Raw genomic sequence first — 14,693 nt, forward strand, 5'->3', positions numbered from 1 at the left:
GCGGGAACGAGCCTAGCGGGGCGCCGGGGCTGGTGCGTGGATGTCCCCGGGCTCGTCTATCGTGGAATCCCATGCTCTCTCCGTCCTTCCCTCAGCGCGCGCCCTGGGGGACCGCCGACAAGCTGCGCGCCTGGCAGCGGGAGGCGCTGGAGGAGTACTTCCGGGCGGACAAGCGCGACTTCCTCGTGGCGGCCACGCCCGGCGCAGGAAAGACGACGTTCGCGCTCACGCTCGCGGTGGAGCTGCTGCGCACGAACGAGGTCAACCGTGTCATCGTCGTCGCGCCGACCGAGCACCTGAAGACCCAGTGGGCTGACGCCGCCGCGCGGGTGCACATCCGCCTCGACCCCCGGTTCCGGAACACCCATTGGGCGCCGTCCCGCGAGTACCACGGCGTGGTCGTCACCTACGCCCAGGTCGCGGCGAAGTCCTCCGTCCACCGTCATCTGACCGAGGACGCACGGACCCTGGTGATCCTCGACGAGGTCCATCACGGCGGTGACGCGTTGAGCTGGGGCGATGCGATCCGGGACGCGTACACCCCGGCACGACGACGGCTGCTGCTGTCGGGGACGCCGTTCCGCAGCGACACCGCGCCGATCCCGTTCGTCGACTATCTCCCCGACGAGTCCGGGTCCCGGGTGTCGAGCACGGACTACCGCTACGGGTACGGACGTGCCCTCGCCGACGGCGTCGTGCGCCCGGTGCTGTTCCACATGTACGCGGGGAAGATGCGCTGGCGCACCAGCGCCGGCGACGAGCTCGAGGCGCACCTCGGCCAGGACAACACCAAGGACGTCACCTCGCAGGCCTGGCGCACCGCCCTCGACCCGGAGGGCGAGTGGATGCCAGCGGTGCTGTCGGCCGCGGATCGCCGGCTCACCGAGATCCGCCACCACGTCCCGGACGCCGGGGGCCTGGTGATCGCCACGGATCAGACGGTCGCCAGGGCGTATGCGCGCATCCTGCGGGAGCTGACCGGGGAACGGCCGACGGTGGTCCTCTCCGACGAGGCCGAGGCGTCGCAGCGCATCGAGCAGTTCAGCCAGGGGACGAGCCGGTGGATGGTCGCGGTGCGCATGGTGTCCGAGGGCGTGGACGTGCCCCGGCTCGCGGTCGGCGTCTATGCGACGTCCTCGTCCACGCCGCTGTTCTTCGCCCAGGCGATCGGGCGCTTCGTCCGTGCGCGCCGGCGCGGCGAGGCCGCCAGCGTGTTCCTGCCGAACGTCCCTGTCCTGATGAAGCTGGCCAACGAGATGGAGCGCCAGCGCGACCACGCGCTGGACCGGAAGACGAAGGACGACGACGGACTCGACGACTCCCTGATCGACGCCGCCAACCGGGAGGAGGAGGCGTCCGACGCCCTGACCCAGGAGTTCAGCTACCAGGCGATCTCCTCCCTGGCGCACTTCGATCGCGTGGTCTTCGAGGGCAAGGAGTTCGGTCAGCTCGCGGAACCGGGAACGCCCGAGGAGGAGGAGTTCATCGGGATCCCGGGGCTCCTCGAACCCGAGCACGTCCACGAGCTCCTCATGCAGCGCCAGGCCCGGCAGTCCCGGCTGCGCGAGGCGCGCGAAGCGCATGCGGGACCGGAGCAGACCACGACCCTGCCCGCGCCGCTGCACCGCACCCTCCGGGAGCAGCGGCAGCTGCTGAACAGCCTCGTCGGCCTCTACGCACGGCAGAGCGGTGAACCGCACGGGGCCGTCCACGCGGAACTGCGCCGGATCTGCGGAGGCCCCGCGGTGGCCCAGGCGACCGTCGCACAGCTGCAGGCGCGCATCGACGTGCTCCGTCGTCGCGTGCGCTCCTGAGCCGCGCGGTCGCGGGCGTCGTCCCGGCGGGCGGCATGCCCGGGAGCCGCGGATGAGGAGGCCCGAAATGCTGTCAATCCGCGTTCTGACGCGGTTCCGGTCTCCCTTCCTCAGTAGCGTGGAACGGTCGTCCTTATCCCCGGAGGCCTCGCATGACCACTCAGCTCGAACCGACCTCCGCCGACCGTCGGCGCTGGGCGCGCTACCTCGTCGAGGAGCGTGCGGAAGGGCGGGTGTACCAGCGCCTGGCGTCCCGGCGGGAGGGAGAGGAGAAGCAGATCCTGCTCTCGCTCGCCGATGCGGAACGGCGCCACGAGCAGCACTGGCTCGACCTGCTCGGGGAAGAGCCCTCGCGCCTGCCGCGCGCCGGTCTGCGCTCTCGGATCCTCGGCTGGATGGCGGGCCGGTTCGGCTCCATCTTCGTGCTCGCCCTCGCGCAGAACGCCGAAGCACGGTCTCCGTACGACGCCGAGGAGTTCGCGACGCCGGCCATGCGTGCGGATGAGAAGGTCCACTACGAGGTGGTGCGCGGTCTCGCCGCCCGAGGGCGCCGTCGTCTGTCCGGCTCCTTCCGCGCCGCCGTCTTCGGCGCCAACGACGGTCTGGTCAGCAACCTCGCCCTGGTGATGGGGATCGGCGCGACCGGGGTCAGCGGCGGGTTCGTGCTGTTCAGCGGGATCGCCGGGCTGCTGGCCGGGGCGCTGTCGATGGGAGCGGGGGAGTTCGTCTCCGTGCGGTCCCAGCGGGAGCTCCTCGCCGCCACCGAGGCGAACGACGACGCGGCGGCCGCCGCCGGCGATCTCGACATCGACGAGAACGAGCTGGCGCTCGTCTACCGCGCCCGCGGCGTGGCGCCCGCCGAGGCGCTGGCGAAGGCGCACCGCGTCGTCGAGGCCGCGAAGATCGGCGCCCGCCAGGCCACGACGGGGCCGGTCGGCACCCGCGCTGCGGACCACGAGGTGGTCGGCAGCGACTGGGGCGCCGCGGTGTCGAGCTTCCTGCTCTTCGCCTCCGGCGCGATCATCCCTGTCCTGCCGTGGCTGTTCGGCATGGACGGCATCGCCGCCGTCGTGACGGCACTGGTCCTGGTCGGCGTGGCGCTGCTCGGCACCGGGGCGATGGTCGGGATCCTCTCCGGAGGACCTCCGCTCCGCCGCGCTCTCCGGCAGCTCGCCATCGGTTTCGGGGCCGCGGCCGTCACCTACGCGCTGGGCCTCCTCTTCGGCGTCGGCGTCGCCTGACCCGCTCGGGCGACGCCTCGTCCGCGGAAGATGAACCCCCTCGCGGTTCCGGGTATGGTCGGGATCGTCGAGGAGGATCATGAGCACCCTGGTTTTCCGCGTCAGCGCGGTCGTCGGTTCGTTGGTGGTCGTCGGCATCATCATCTGGGTGGACGTCGCCACCTCGGTGTGGCAGAACTATGCCGTCGTTTCGGGACTCGCCGGAGGGCTGGTCACGTTCTTGCTCACCGCGGCGGTGGTCGACAAGGTGATCGCCCGTTCGATCCACGAGCGCTGGGCCCCGGTGACCCGTCTCGCCCTGGGCGACCTGCGTCGCAGCCTTGCCGCTGACCCCCGTGATCCTGCGGCCGGCATGCGCCGTCTGCCGGATCCCGACCCCGCCTCCGCGCGTGCGCTCGTCGATGCGGCCGCGGAGGAGCGCGACGCCATCGCGGCGGCCCTGGGCCGCTGGTCGTCCTTCCTCGCGGCCAGCGCCGACGTCGCCGGGGTCATGGACGCGCTGGCGGAGCTCGCCGAGCGTCTGGACCGCATCGACGAGCACGCGCGACGAATCGACGCGGGCCCGGCTGGCTCCGCCGCACTCCTGGTCGAGCTCCGCGGAGAGATCGCGGGCTATCGCGCCGCCGGCGACGCCCTGTTCCACCACCTCGGCGCCGCGCTGGACGGCTACCGGTTCCCGCGGCGCACCGGCTCGCGCCGGGCAGCCATCGCACAACCGGGCTGAGAACCGGAGCGGGGTGGGCGGTCCGGGTCAGTTCGCGCCGTCCAGGCGCTCCCGTTGCGCGGACGTCAGCTCCAGGTCCGCGGCGGCGAGATTCTCGTCCAGCTGTCCGACGCTGGATGCGCCGATCAGCGGGATGAAGGGGACGTCGCCTCCCATGAGCCAGGCCAGGACGACCTGGTTCGGCGTCGCCCCCGCCTCCGCGGCGACCTCCTGCAGCGCGATCCGACGCGCGTCGTTGCCCGGGTGCCGGTAGAGCTCGCCGGGGTCGATGTCGCGGGCGTAGGCGCCGCGCAGCAGGGGCGAGTACGCGACGGGGGCGAGTCCGGGCTGATCGCGGAGGTAGGCGAGCAGATCGGGAGACACGACGCCGATCTGCCCGTCGGGGGAGCGGCGGCTCGGGTGGTCGACCCGCGAGCGGAGGTAGCTGTGGTGATGCTGCAGCACCTGCACGGCCGGAAGGCCCTCCGCCGCGGCCAGGGTCCGCGCGCGCTCGATCTGCCAGGACCAGTGGTTGCTCAGCCCGATGTGGGTCGCCCGCCCCTCGGCCGCCAAGACCCCGAAGGTGCGGATCTGCTCGTCGAACGGGGTGCGGGGGTCCGGGACGTGCGCGTAGAACACGTCGACATGATCGCGGCCCAGGTTCTTCAGGCTCCGGTCGAGGCCGCGCCGGATGACGTCCGCGGAGAGCCCTTCGATGTCGTCGGCGAGCGCGGTGGCCGCCTGCGCGGGACGACCGCCGACCTTGGTTGCGACCACGACCTCGTCGGTGAGTCCTCGATCGCTCAGCCAGCGCCCGAGCAGACGCTCGCTCTCGCCGCCGCGGGTGCCGTTGACCCAGTAGCGTAGTTGTTCGAGGTGTCGATGAACGTGCCCCCGGAGGCGAGGAACCGGTCAAGGATCGCGAACGAGGTCTCCTCGTCCGTCGCGGTGCCGAACATCATGGCACCGAGCGCGATGGCGGAGACGGGCGTGGCGCGGTCCCCGCCGCCGATGGTGCGTGTCCTCATCCGACCATGCTGGCACGTGCGGGCCCGCGCGTCACCGGGTTCGTCCTGATCGACCGGCCGGCACGGTCAGGGCAGGCGGGGGATCGCGGCCACGAGGCGGCGGGTGTACTCCTCGGCGGGCGCGGTGAGCACGGTTCGCGTGTCGGCGGCCTCGACGATGCGCCCGCGCTCGAGGACGACGGTCCGATCGCAGACCGCCGCGACCGTGCCGAGGTCGTGCGACACCATCACGAGAGCAAGCCCCGTCTCCGAGCGCAGGTTCCGGAGCAGGTCGATGACCTGCATCCTGGTGCTCATGTCCAGCGCGCTCACCGGCTCGTCGGCGATCAGGACCCGGGGACGCACGACGATGGCGCGCGCGATCGCGATCCGCTGGCGTTGACCGCCCGAGAACTCGTGCGGATACCGTCGGGCGGCGTCCTCGGGCAGTCCCACCGACGCGAGTGCCGCCCGCACCGGTTCGCGGGTCGCGGCCCCGCGCGCGATCCCCAGCGACTCGAGGGGCTCGGCGATCGTCCGATCGATCCGCTGCCGGGGGTCCAGGGACGAATAGGGGTCCTGGAAGACCGCCTGCACCGTCTGCCGGAACCGCCGCATCAGGACCCGATCGCGAAGCCGGAGCGGCACACCCTCGAACAGCACGTCGCCGCGCGCCGGAGCGGCGAGGCCGAGCAGCAGGGACAGCAGCGTCGACTTGCCGGCCCCCGACTCCCCGACGATCCCGACGGATTCCCCGGCCCCGACGGCGAGGTCGATGCCGACGAGGGTCGGGCGCCCGCCGTAGGAGAAGGACACATCGCGGGTCTCGAGCACGGTCATGATCGTCCCTCCTCCGGGGAGCCGGTTGCGGGAAGACCCCCGTCGAGGGCGCCGTCGAGCGCGCGAGCGTGTGCGATCAGCGCCGCCGTGTACGGGTGTCGAGGGACGCGGAGCACATCCAGGACGGGGCCGTCCTCGACGGCGCGGCCCCCCTGCATCACGACGACCCGATCCGTCATGCGGGCCACGACGGCCAGGTCGTGACTGACGAAGAGGAGACCCATGCCCCGCTCGACGACCAGCCGGTCCAGCAGATCGAGGATCCGCGCCTGCACGGTGACGTCCAGAGCGGTGGTGGGTTCGTCGGCGATCAGCAGGCGCGGGCGGGCGGCCAGCGCGATCGCGATCGCCACCCGCTGCCGCTGGCCGCCGGACAGCTCGTGGGGATAGGCGCGGCGGAGGCGCGGTTCGTCGAGGCCGACCTCCTCGAAGGCTTCGGCGACGGCGTCCCGCAGCGCGGACCCGCGGAGTCTCCGGTGCCGCCGGAGCGGCTCCGCGACCTGCCGCTCCACCCGCATCAACGGGTCCAGGGCGGTCAGCGGTTCCTGGAAGACCATTCCGGCCACCGCGCCGCGCAGGCTCCGCAGGGTCGCGTCCGTCGCACCGATGGTCTGGACTCCGCCGAGCCGGACGGATCCCGCGCTGCGCAGCGGAGCGGGGAGGAGGCCGGTGAGGGCGAGCGCGCTCACGGACTTGCCGGACCCGGACTCGCCGATGATCCCGAGCCGTTCGCCGGGCGCGATGCGGAAGGACAGGTCAGTGACGAGATCCCGGTCCGGCGCATGGACGGACAGGCCGGACACCTCGAGGAGGTCGTCGGATCCGGGGCTCACGCGGGCCTCCTTCGACGGCGGGTCGGGTCCGCGGCGTCGCGGAGGCCATCGGCGACGAAGTTCACGCCGAGGACGAGGACGACCAGGGCCAGGCCGGGCGCGATGGCTCCGGCCGGGGCGATGAGCACCGTGCCCTGGGCCTCCTGCAGCAATCGCCCCCACGAGGCGTTCGGGGGAGGGGCGCCGAGCCCGAGATACGACAGGCTCGCCTCGGCGAGCACCGCCGCGCCGAACTGCAGCGCCAGCGTCACCGCGAGTGTGGGCGCCATGTTCGGCAGCAGATGCCGCCGCACGATGCCGAGCGTGCCCGTCCCGCTCGTCCGCGCGGCGACGACGTACGGCGAGCCGACCTCGCGGCGCGCGAGGATCCGGGCGACGCGCGCCACGACGGCCGACATCGCGAGCCCGATCGCCAGCACGGCGGAACCGAGGGACGGCGGCTGGAGGGCGACGATCAGCATGGCGGTGAGCAGCACGGGGAAGGCGATGGCGACGTCGATGAACGCGGAGACGGCGTCGTCGATCCAGGGCGCCGCAAGAGCCGCGGCCAGGCCGATGAGCACGCCCAGGACCGCCGCGATCGCGACCGAGCCCGTGCCGACCGCCAGGGCGATGCGTGCGCCCACCATGAGCTGGCTCAGCAGGTCGCGACCGAGCTTGTCGGTTCCCAACAGGTGCTCGGCGCTCGGCGGCGAGAGCCGGCCGCCGGTGGTGTCGTCCAAGGGGTAGGGCAGCCAGACCAGGGACACGAGCGCCACGACGAGGACCGCTCCGACCAGCAGCGCCCCGATCCCGAGCGTCGCGCGACGCCGGTTCACGAGGCGACTCCGATGGAGCGACGCAGGCGCGGGTCCACGAGCCGTTGACTCAGATCGGCGACGAAGCCCACGAGCAGCACGATGAGCGTGGTGACGACCAGCACTCCCTGGATCGCCGCGAAGTCGTGGCGCGCGATGCCGTCGACGAGATATCCGCCGAGACCGGGGAGCGCGAACACGCTCTCCACGACGACGGCGCCGAGCAGGGTCGACGCCAGCTCGATGCCGAGCACGGAGATCACCGGCACGGCGCCGTTGCGCAGGCCGTGACGCCACAGCGCCTCACCGAAACCGGATCCGTGGGCGCGTGCCGTGCGCAGGTAGTCGCTGCCGAGGACGTCGAGCGTCGCGGAACGGACGTACCGGGTGAGGGAGGCGCCCATGACGATCGCGATGGTGATGGCGGGGAGCATCAGCGACGCGACGGCGCCGGCGGGGTCGCCCCAGTCGTCGGCGGGGAACCCGCCCGTCGGGAACCATCCGAGCCCGAGTCCGAAGAGCCAGACGAGCACGATCCCGACCCAGAACACGGGAACGGCGATGCCGAGCTGCGCGATCCCGGACAGGACCGTTCCCCACCACCGGTCGGCGTGCACGGCGCTGACGATGCCGGCGATCAGGGCGCCGACCACGGCGAGGCCGAAGGCGATCAGGGTCAGCGGCGCCGTCACCTGCAGGCGCCGGGCGATGTCCGGGCCGACCGGGGCGCCGGTGAGGAGGGACTCCCCGAGATCCAGACGGATCATCTGCCCTGCCCAGGTGACGAACTGGACGAGCAGCGGCTGATCGGATCCGACCTGTTCGCGCGCCGCGGCGATCTGCTCGGGCGTCGCGTCGACGGACAGCAGGGCATTGGCGGGGTCGCCGGGAAGCAGGCGCAGCAACACGAAGATCAGCACCATGGCGATGGCGAAGGAGCCCACGAGAAGGGCTCCGCGACGCAGTGCGTAGCCGAGCATGCGTTCCCCTCCGTCGTCTCTTCGTCGCCCCGTCACCGGGGATTCGGTCGCGCGGCTCGAACGGGCCGCGCGACCGCGTCACTCCTTGACGATGCCATAGACGAAGAACTGGGAGTTGAGGCCGTTCACGGGGAAGCCGGACACCGCGTCGGACGCGACGACGATCTGCGGGTAGAGATAGAGCCACGCGCTGGCCGCGTCGGTCGCGATCTGCCGGTTGGCCTGGGCCAGGAGGGCGGTCTGCTCCTCCTCGGTCGTCGCGCGCTCGGCGTCGGCGATCCACTGCGCCACCTGCGGGTTGTCGTAGCCCCAGTAGAAGTCCGGGTTCCCATACCAGACGACGTCGCGATCGTTCACGTGCTCCTGCAGCGTCGCCTGGAAGTCGTGCTCCTTGAAGACCTTCGAGTACCACTCGTCGGCGCTGATCGTGTTGATCTCGACCGTGATGCCGACCTTCTTGAGCTCCGACTGCAGGAACTCCGCCACGGCCGGGTGCGGGTCGTAGCTGGGCGTGTCGAGCGTGAACGTGAAGCCGTCGGCCAGCCCCGCCTCGGTGAGGAGCCGCGCGGAGCGCTCGGGGTCGTAGGGGTTGAGGTCGGTGAGATCCTCGTACCAGGGGTCGCTCGGCGGGACCATCGACCCGATGAGCGTGCCGTAGTCGCCCCAGATCGCGTTCAGCAGCTTCTCCCGGTCCACCGCCGAGTACACGGCCTGGCGCACGCGCGGGTCGTCGAACGGGGCCACACGGTCGTTGAACGCCAGGAGCTCCTTGGTCGTGGAATCGCCCTCGCTGATCGTGAAGCCGGCGCTGTCGAACTGCGGCAGGGAGTCCGGGTTCTGCACCGAGGTGATGAGATCGATCCGGCCGCTGCGCAGTGCCGTGTCCTCGGCGGCGGCGTCGGTGAAGTAGGAGAAGACGACACCGGCGTTCTTGGCCGGCTCGCCCCAGTAGTCGTCCCACCGGTCCAGCGACAGCGTGCTGCCGCGCTTCCACTCGCCGAGGGTGTACGGCCCCGTGCCGTCCGCGGTGGTCTCCCGATCGGTCGCATCGGCGTTCACGATCCAGACGTAGGAGAGGAGGTAGGGGAAGGAGACGGATCGGTCGCTGAGGGTGACGACCACGGTGTGCTCGTCCGGGGTCTCGACACCCGCCACCACCGACAGGCTCGACTTGCGTGCGGACTGGGAGTCCGGTGCCAGGACGGCCTCGATGCTGGCCTTCACGTCCGCGGACGTGAGCGCCTTGCCCGAGTGGAACGCGACATCGTCGCGGAGCGCGAACGTGTAGGTCAGACCATCCTCGGAGACCTCGTATCCGGTGGCGAGGAGGGGCTCCACCTCGCCGTCGTCGGTGAGCCGGAAGAGGCCCTCGTAGACGTTGCCCGTGAGCGCCTCGGTCACGCCCTGCCCGCCGCCGGCGGTGTTGCTCAGGTTGACGGGCTCGTAGAGCGAGCCGATGCGGATGATCGCGTCGTCGCCGGTGGCGCCGCCTCCGGAGGGCGCGCAGCCGGAGAGGGCGACGGCCGCGACCGCGAGGCCGCCGATGACGAGGGAGAAGGACTTCTTCAGGGAGCGCATGGGCGTGTCTTTCGAGGGAGGCGAGGAACGGAAGATCGGTCAGGCCGTGTAGATGTCGAAGCCGTCGCGGAAGCGGACGAGGCGCTCACCGGCCAGCACCGGCCACGGGAAGCGGTTCTGCGGCGGAGGCATCGGGCAGTTGTACTGGGCGGAGAACCCGCACGGCGGGACGAAGGCGCGGTTGAAGTCGAGCCGGACCGTGCCCGCGTCGCCGAACCCTCCGGCGTCGTCGCGCTCGACGAAGAGGAACCGCCCGGATCCGTAGGTGCCCGTCTCGTCGTCCCGGCCGTTGGTGGGATCGCCGAAGACGAGCAGGAGCGTCCCGCCGTCGTCGAACGCGGCGAGGGTGAACGTCTCGCCGTCCCGCTCGAAGACGATGTCTCCGGGCACGACCAGGTTGCGGGACCCGCCGGCGTCGCGGATGTGCTCGAACGGGATCGTGCGGTCCGCGGACACGGGAGCGAACCGGGCATCGATGACCCAGTCGGGGTCGTAGGGGAAGGCGACGATGTCCTCGAAGGCGCGGATCGCCGGCGAGTCCGCGTCCCAGACACGGAGGCCGTGCTCGGGCGCGCCCGTGTCGATCCCGGTACGCGACAGGGCCGTGACCGTGACGCCCGCGGGCGACGCAGCGCGCTCCGCCGCCACGAGCGCCTCCGCCTGCTCCGGGGTCGTGTCGGTCGGGAACCACCGCGTCTCGACGAGGCTCAGGTTGCCGGTGGGCGCGGTGACCGCGGCGCGGCGGCGCGCACGCCAGCCGTCGTGGGCGGCGGCCGCGGGGTCTGCGTTCGTCATGGATGTTCCGTCCTGCTCGGAGCCCCGGGCGCTCGGGTAGGCGCGCGGGTGCCCCAGATATCAAGTCTGCGGCATCCGGAATCCTTCCCGGCAATCGGGGGCGACACGGTCCGTAACAGCGCGCCGCTATCGGCGCACGACCATCGGGGTCCCCGTCACGGGGTCCGCGGTCACGAGCGCGTCGATGCCGAAGACCTCGCCGATGCGATCCGCCGTGAGGAGGCCCTCCGGCGCTCCCGTGGCGACCACGCGGCCGCCCTTCATCAGCACGAGGTGATCGGCGTACCGCGCGGCCTGGTTGAGGTCGTGGAGCACCGCGACCACCGTCTTGCCCTGCCCGTTGAGCGTGCGGAGCAGATCCAGCAGCTCGTACTGGTGGGCGATGTCGAGGAACGTCGTCGGCTCGTCCAGCAGCATGACCGGGGTCTGCTGCGCCAGGAGCAGCGCGACCCACACCCGCTGGCGCTGCCCGCCGGAGAGCTGATCCACGGGTCGATCCGCGAGGTCCTCGGTCCCCGTGGCGCGCAGGGCCTCCGTGGTCGCGGCGTCGTCGGCGCCGGTCCACCGCTGCAGAGCCGTGTGGTGCGGATGCCGGCCGCGCGAGACCAGGTCGGCGACGCGCATGCCCTCCGGCGCGACGGCGTCCTGCGGCAGCAGCCCCATCCGGCGCGCCAGCTCCTTCGAGCCGTACTCCGCCAGGGCGCGGCCGTCGAGCAGCACCTGACCCGTCTTCGGGCGCAGGACCCGCGCGAGCGCGCGCAGCACGGTGGACTTGCCCGAGGCGTTCGGGCCGAGGATGACCGTGAACGAGCCGCGCGGCAGGGCCAGATCCACACCGTGGACGACCACCTGCCCGTCGTAGCCGATCACCAGGTCCCTGGCCTCGATCGCCGGAGTGTGCGTGGTCATGTCTTCTCCCAGGGAGGCGGTGCGAGGCGGGCCGTCCGATCGGCCGCACCCCGCACCGGGCGGGCGCTCAGCCGAGCAGGTCCTCGACCTGGTCGATGACGAGGTTCGCGCCGATGACGCCGATGCCCACCATCCAGGTGTCGTCCTCGACCTCGAACGCGCTGCCGCCGGACACGCCGGGCAGAGCTCCCCACAGGCCGGTGATCCGGGCCTGCGTGGTCGCCGCCGGGTCGCCGCCCGGGCTCATGTAGAAGACCGCTTCGCCGTCGATCTGCTCGTAGAGCTCGGGGCTGAGCTCCATCATCGAGTACTCGTTCCAGTCGCGGTCGGCTCCGAGGTCGAAACCCATCTCCGTCAGCAGCGAGCCGGAGAACGTGCCGGGGCCGTACAGGCGGAAATTGTCCGAGCGGAAGCGGACGATCGAGGCGGTCGTGCCCTGGGCGCCGACCGTCTTTCCCACGTCGGCCGCCCTCTTCTCGACGCCGGAGATGAGCTCGTCCATCCTGTCGGACTGGTCGACGGCGCGTGCCGTCAGCTCGGCCTGTTCGGTCCAGTTCGTGCCGGTGTCCTCGGAGAACACGGTCGGCGCGATGGCGGAGAGCTCGTCGTACAGCGCCTCGTGGCGGACCTTCGACCCCAGGATCAGATCGGGCGCGAGGTTCGCGATGGCGTCGACGTCCGGTTCCGCGATGAAGCCGATCGGCTCGGTGTCGGCGAGCTCGTCGGCGAGATAGGCGGGGAACCCGCGCCCTGCGCCGATCTCCGGAGCGCCCACCGGGGTGATCCCGAGGGCGACCAGGGCGTCCATCTGCGGCGAGTCCAGAACGACGATGCGCTCCGGCACCGTCTCGAACTCGGTCTCGCCCATGGCGTGCTCGACCACGTATCCGGCGGTCGGGTTCGTGGACTCCTCCGGTTCGGCGGCGCCGCAGCCGGTGACGAGCAGCGCGATGCCGGCGAGGGAGGCGACGGCGAAGAGGAGGGTCCGGGGGCGTTCGGGTCTGTTCACATCCACGAACGCTAGCAACATTGGTTAGGCTCACCAAACATGAACATCGGGACCGCGATCGTCGAGCCCGCACGGACGCCCTTCGCCGTGCGGCCGTCGCGCACAGCGTCCGTCATGCTCGGCGCCTCACTGATCCTGGCCCTCTCCGTGGTGCTGAGCCTGGCGGTCGGGGCACGTTTCATTCCGCTCCACGAGGTCGCGCTGGCCCTCGTCGGCGCCGGTCACGAGAACGTGCTCCACATCGTGGGCGAGCTGCGGGTCGCCCGGACGGTGAACGCGCTGATCTGCGGCGTCGCGCTCGGGGTCGCGGGGGTCCTGATGCAGGCGATCACCCGCAATCCGATCGCCGATCCCGGGATGCTCGGGGTCAACGCCGGCGCCTCGTTCGGCGTGGTCGCCGGGCTCAGCGTGTTCGGCGCCCTCGGGGTGGGCGGGACGGTGTGGCTCGCCCTGGCCGGCGCCGCCGCAGCCTCGGCGGTGATCTTCTGGTTCGCCGGTTCCCGGTTCGCCGAGGCGTCGCCGGTGCGCCTGATCCTGGCGGGCGTGGCGTTCTCCGCGATCCTCGGAGGCGCCACCCAGGCGCTCGTGCTGTCGGACGAGACCCTGCTGGATGCGTTCCGGTTCTGGCGGGTCGGCTCTCTGACGGCGCGTCCGGTCGACGAGGCGTTGCCGCTGGTCGCGCTCGTCGTGGTCGGTGCCCTCCTCGCGCTGGCGCTGGCGCCCGCGCTCAACGCGATGTCGCTCGGGGACGACAGCGCGATCTCCTTGGGCGTCCGTCCTGGCGTCGTGCGCGCTCTGGCCCTCGCCGCCGTCGCACTGCTGTGCGGAACCGCCACCGCCATCGCCGGGCCGATTGCGTTCGTCGGACTGGTCGTGCCGCACCTGGTGCGGCGCGCGGTCGGGCCGGACCTCCGGATCGTGCTGCCCGCCTCCGTGCTCGCCGCCCCGGCGATGCTGCTTCTCTCGGACACGCTGGGCCGGATCATCGGAGGCGGCGGCGAGGTGCAGGTCGGCATCGTCACGGCGTTCGTCGGAGGCCCCCTGCTCATCGCCTTCGTGGCGAGGCGGCGCGGGACGAGGCTGTCGTGACCGGTCTCTCCACGGATGAACGTGTGGTCGCCGCGCATCGGTGGTCGTTCCGCTATCGACCCCGGAGCGTCCTCATGGTCGCCGCCACGGCCGGAGCGCTCGTGGTGCTGTGCGCGGTGGCGCTGATGGTGGGGGAGTACGTGGTCAGCCCGCATGCCCTGCTGCGGACCCTCGCCGGTGATCCTCCGGAGCGGCTCGACGGGTTCTTCGTGCTCGGGCGCCGCCTTCCTCGGGCCCTCGTCGCGATCGTCGTCGGGGCGAGCCTCGCGGTGGCCGGTGCGGTGTTCCAAGCGCTGACCCGCAATCCCCTCGCAAGCCCGGACGTCGTCGGCATCAGCAGCGGCGCGTCCGTCGGCGCCGTGGCCGTGTTCCTGATCTGGGGCGGATCGATGGACCAGGCCGCGCTGGGCGCCGTGGCGGGGGCTCTCGCAGTCGCTGGCGTGATCGTGCTGCTCACGGTGCGGACGGGCCTGCACGGCGTCCAGCTGATCCTCACCGGCGTCGCCCTCTCGGCGATCGCGATGGCGGTGGTCGACTACGTCCTGACGCAGGTCTTCGTCGCGAGCGCCACCACGGCGCAGACCTGGCTCGTGGGCTCTCTGCAGGGTCGAGGGTGGGACGACCTGATCCCGGCCGGCATCGCGCTGGCCCTCATCACGCCGCTGTTGACCTGGGCCGCGCCGCAAGTGCGGATGATGGAACTCGGCGACGGCATGGCGACGTCGCTGGGCGTGCGCATCGTCCGCCTCCGGTGGCTTCTGCTGCTCGCGGCGACGCTCCTCGTCGCGGTGGCGGTGGCGACCGCCGGGCCGATCTCCTTCGTGGCCCTCGTCGCCCCGCACATCGCCCGTCGGCTCTCCGGGGCGACCGGATTCCTCGCCGCCGGGCTGGTCGGCGCCTTCCTCCTGCTCGCGAGCGACCTGCTCGCGATGTACGCGTTCCCGGCCCCGATCCCGGTGGGCGCCGTCACGATCACCCTCGGCGGCGGGTTCTTCCTCTGGCTGCTCTGGAGAGAGGGGGCTCGCCGTGCCTGAGCGTGCGAAGACACCGGACCGGTCGGGACCTCGTCCGCGGCCTCCGCAGCGGAGCCGGCGGCAG

At 71.9% G+C, this 14,693-nt stretch carries 15 protein-coding genes; 5 read left to right on the forward strand and 10 right to left on the reverse strand.

Annotated features, from left to right (window positions below; translation table 11 throughout):
- The first annotated feature begins 71 nt into the window (after positions 1 to 71).
- The 3 genes from K8F61_RS03945 to K8F61_RS03955 all read left to right on the forward strand — a co-directional run bounded on the left by K8F61_RS03945 (position 72) and on the right by K8F61_RS03955 (position 3,779).
- Positions 72 to 1,814 carry a DEAD/DEAH box helicase gene (locus tag K8F61_RS03945; protein WP_067243412.1) on the forward strand — a complete coding sequence of 581 codons (1,743 nt, stop codon included), beginning with the start codon at positions 72 to 74 and terminating at the stop codon, positions 1,812 to 1,814.
- Positions 1,815 to 1,966: 152 nt separating this feature from the next.
- Positions 1,967 to 3,055: a VIT1/CCC1 transporter family protein gene (locus K8F61_RS03950; RefSeq protein WP_219084658.1), complete on the forward strand. Its 1,089-nt coding sequence runs from the start codon at positions 1,967 to 1,969 to the stop codon at positions 3,053 to 3,055.
- 79 nt (positions 3,056 to 3,134) lie between these two features.
- Entirely contained in the window at positions 3,135 to 3,779 is a 645-nt protein-coding gene (locus K8F61_RS03955) for a hypothetical protein (RefSeq protein ID WP_231820751.1), read from the forward strand.
- 27 nt (positions 3,780 to 3,806) lie between these two features.
- Here the strand turns inward: K8F61_RS03955 and K8F61_RS03960 are convergent, their stop codons facing one another.
- The 10 genes from K8F61_RS03960 to K8F61_RS04005 all read right to left on the reverse strand — a co-directional run bounded on the left by K8F61_RS03960 (position 3,807) and on the right by K8F61_RS04005 (position 12,506).
- A complete protein-coding gene (locus K8F61_RS03960; RefSeq protein ID WP_336246452.1) occupies positions 3,807 to 4,535 on the reverse strand; it encodes an aldo/keto reductase in 729 nt (242 codons plus the stop codon).
- A 26-nt stretch (positions 4,536 to 4,561) separates the two neighbouring features.
- The gene (locus K8F61_RS03965) at positions 4,562 to 4,786 is read right to left on the reverse strand and encodes an aldo/keto reductase (RefSeq protein WP_231820752.1); all 225 of its coding nucleotides are present in this window, start codon (positions 4,784 to 4,786) and stop codon (positions 4,562 to 4,564) included.
- A 66-nt stretch (positions 4,787 to 4,852) separates the two neighbouring features.
- Complete coding sequence (locus tag K8F61_RS03970) at positions 4,853 to 5,605, reverse strand: ABC transporter ATP-binding protein (protein ID WP_067243408.1); 753 nt, start codon at positions 5,603 to 5,605, stop codon at positions 4,853 to 4,855.
- A complete protein-coding gene (locus K8F61_RS03975; RefSeq protein WP_231820753.1) occupies positions 5,602 to 6,438 on the reverse strand; it encodes an ABC transporter ATP-binding protein in 837 nt (278 codons plus the stop codon). The genes K8F61_RS03970 and K8F61_RS03975 overlap by 4 nt, the downstream gene beginning before the upstream one ends.
- Positions 6,435 to 7,256: an ABC transporter permease gene (locus K8F61_RS03980; protein WP_231820754.1), complete on the reverse strand. Its 822-nt coding sequence runs from the start codon at positions 7,254 to 7,256 to the stop codon at positions 6,435 to 6,437. Before K8F61_RS03980 ends, K8F61_RS03975 begins: the two co-directional genes overlap by 4 nt.
- Positions 7,253 to 8,215: an ABC transporter permease gene (locus K8F61_RS03985; protein WP_067243405.1), complete on the reverse strand. Its 963-nt coding sequence runs from the start codon at positions 8,213 to 8,215 to the stop codon at positions 7,253 to 7,255. The genes K8F61_RS03980 and K8F61_RS03985 overlap by 4 nt, the downstream gene beginning before the upstream one ends.
- A 78-nt stretch (positions 8,216 to 8,293) precedes the next feature.
- Positions 8,294 to 9,793 carry an ABC transporter substrate-binding protein gene (locus K8F61_RS03990; RefSeq protein ID WP_067243404.1) on the reverse strand — a complete coding sequence of 500 codons (1,500 nt, stop codon included), beginning with the start codon at positions 9,791 to 9,793 and terminating at the stop codon, positions 8,294 to 8,296.
- A 39-nt stretch (positions 9,794 to 9,832) separates the two neighbouring features.
- A complete protein-coding gene (locus K8F61_RS03995; RefSeq protein WP_219084665.1) occupies positions 9,833 to 10,588 on the reverse strand; it encodes a DUF1684 domain-containing protein in 756 nt (251 codons plus the stop codon).
- 126 nt (positions 10,589 to 10,714) lie between these two features.
- Complete coding sequence (locus K8F61_RS04000) at positions 10,715 to 11,497, reverse strand: ABC transporter ATP-binding protein (RefSeq protein ID WP_231820755.1); 783 nt, start codon at positions 11,495 to 11,497, stop codon at positions 10,715 to 10,717.
- A gap of 67 nt (positions 11,498 to 11,564) precedes the next feature.
- Complete coding sequence (locus K8F61_RS04005; protein WP_219084667.1) at positions 11,565 to 12,506, reverse strand: ABC transporter substrate-binding protein; 942 nt, start codon at positions 12,504 to 12,506, stop codon at positions 11,565 to 11,567.
- A gap of 39 nt (positions 12,507 to 12,545) precedes the next feature.
- Between K8F61_RS04005 and K8F61_RS04010 the strand changes: the two genes are divergently transcribed.
- Together K8F61_RS04010 and K8F61_RS04015 are read left to right on the forward strand one after the other, a co-directional pair.
- Positions 12,546 to 13,595 carry a FecCD family ABC transporter permease gene (locus K8F61_RS04010; protein WP_231820756.1) on the forward strand — a complete coding sequence of 350 codons (1,050 nt, stop codon included), beginning with the start codon at positions 12,546 to 12,548 and terminating at the stop codon, positions 13,593 to 13,595.
- Positions 13,592 to 14,629, forward strand: coding sequence for a FecCD family ABC transporter permease (locus tag K8F61_RS04015; protein WP_231820757.1), 1,038 nt, complete (start codon positions 13,592 to 13,594; stop codon positions 14,627 to 14,629). The genes K8F61_RS04010 and K8F61_RS04015 overlap by 4 nt, the downstream gene beginning before the upstream one ends.
- Positions 14,630 to 14,693 lie beyond the last annotated feature (64 nt).

It is taken from the genome of Microbacterium resistens (assembly GCF_021172025.1).
Classification (GTDB): Bacteria; Actinomycetota; Actinomycetes; order Actinomycetales; family Microbacteriaceae; genus Microbacterium; species Microbacterium resistens.

Excerpts from the sequence above, each read along its gene's own strand:
- K8F61_RS03955 (WP_231820751.1), top strand. The coding sequence starts at position 3,135 with ATGAGCACCCTGGTTTTCCGCGTCAGCGCGGTCGTCGGTTCGTTGGTG.
- K8F61_RS03995 (WP_219084665.1), bottom strand. The coding sequence starts at position 10,588 with ATGACGAACGCAGACCCCGCGGCCGCCGCCCACGACGGCTGGCGTGCG.
- K8F61_RS04000 (WP_231820755.1), bottom strand. The coding sequence starts at position 11,497 with ATGACCACGCACACTCCGGCGATCGAGGCCAGGGACCTGGTGATCGGC.
- K8F61_RS03990 (WP_067243404.1), bottom strand. The coding sequence starts at position 9,793 with ATGCGCTCCCTGAAGAAGTCCTTCTCCCTCGTCATCGGCGGCCTCGCG.
- K8F61_RS04010 (WP_231820756.1), top strand. The coding sequence starts at position 12,546 with ATGAACATCGGGACCGCGATCGTCGAGCCCGCACGGACGCCCTTCGCC.
- K8F61_RS03950 (WP_219084658.1), top strand. The coding sequence starts at position 1,967 with ATGACCACTCAGCTCGAACCGACCTCCGCCGACCGTCGGCGCTGGGCG.
- K8F61_RS03985 (WP_067243405.1), bottom strand. The coding sequence starts at position 8,215 with ATGCTCGGCTACGCACTGCGTCGCGGAGCCCTTCTCGTGGGCTCCTTC.
- K8F61_RS03965 (WP_231820752.1), bottom strand. The coding sequence starts at position 4,786 with ATGAGGACACGCACCATCGGCGGCGGGGACCGCGCCACGCCCGTCTCC.
- K8F61_RS03945 (WP_067243412.1), top strand. The coding sequence starts at position 72 with ATGCTCTCTCCGTCCTTCCCTCAGCGCGCGCCCTGGGGGACCGCCGAC.
- K8F61_RS03970 (WP_067243408.1), bottom strand. The coding sequence starts at position 5,605 with ATGACCGTGCTCGAGACCCGCGATGTGTCCTTCTCCTACGGCGGGCGC.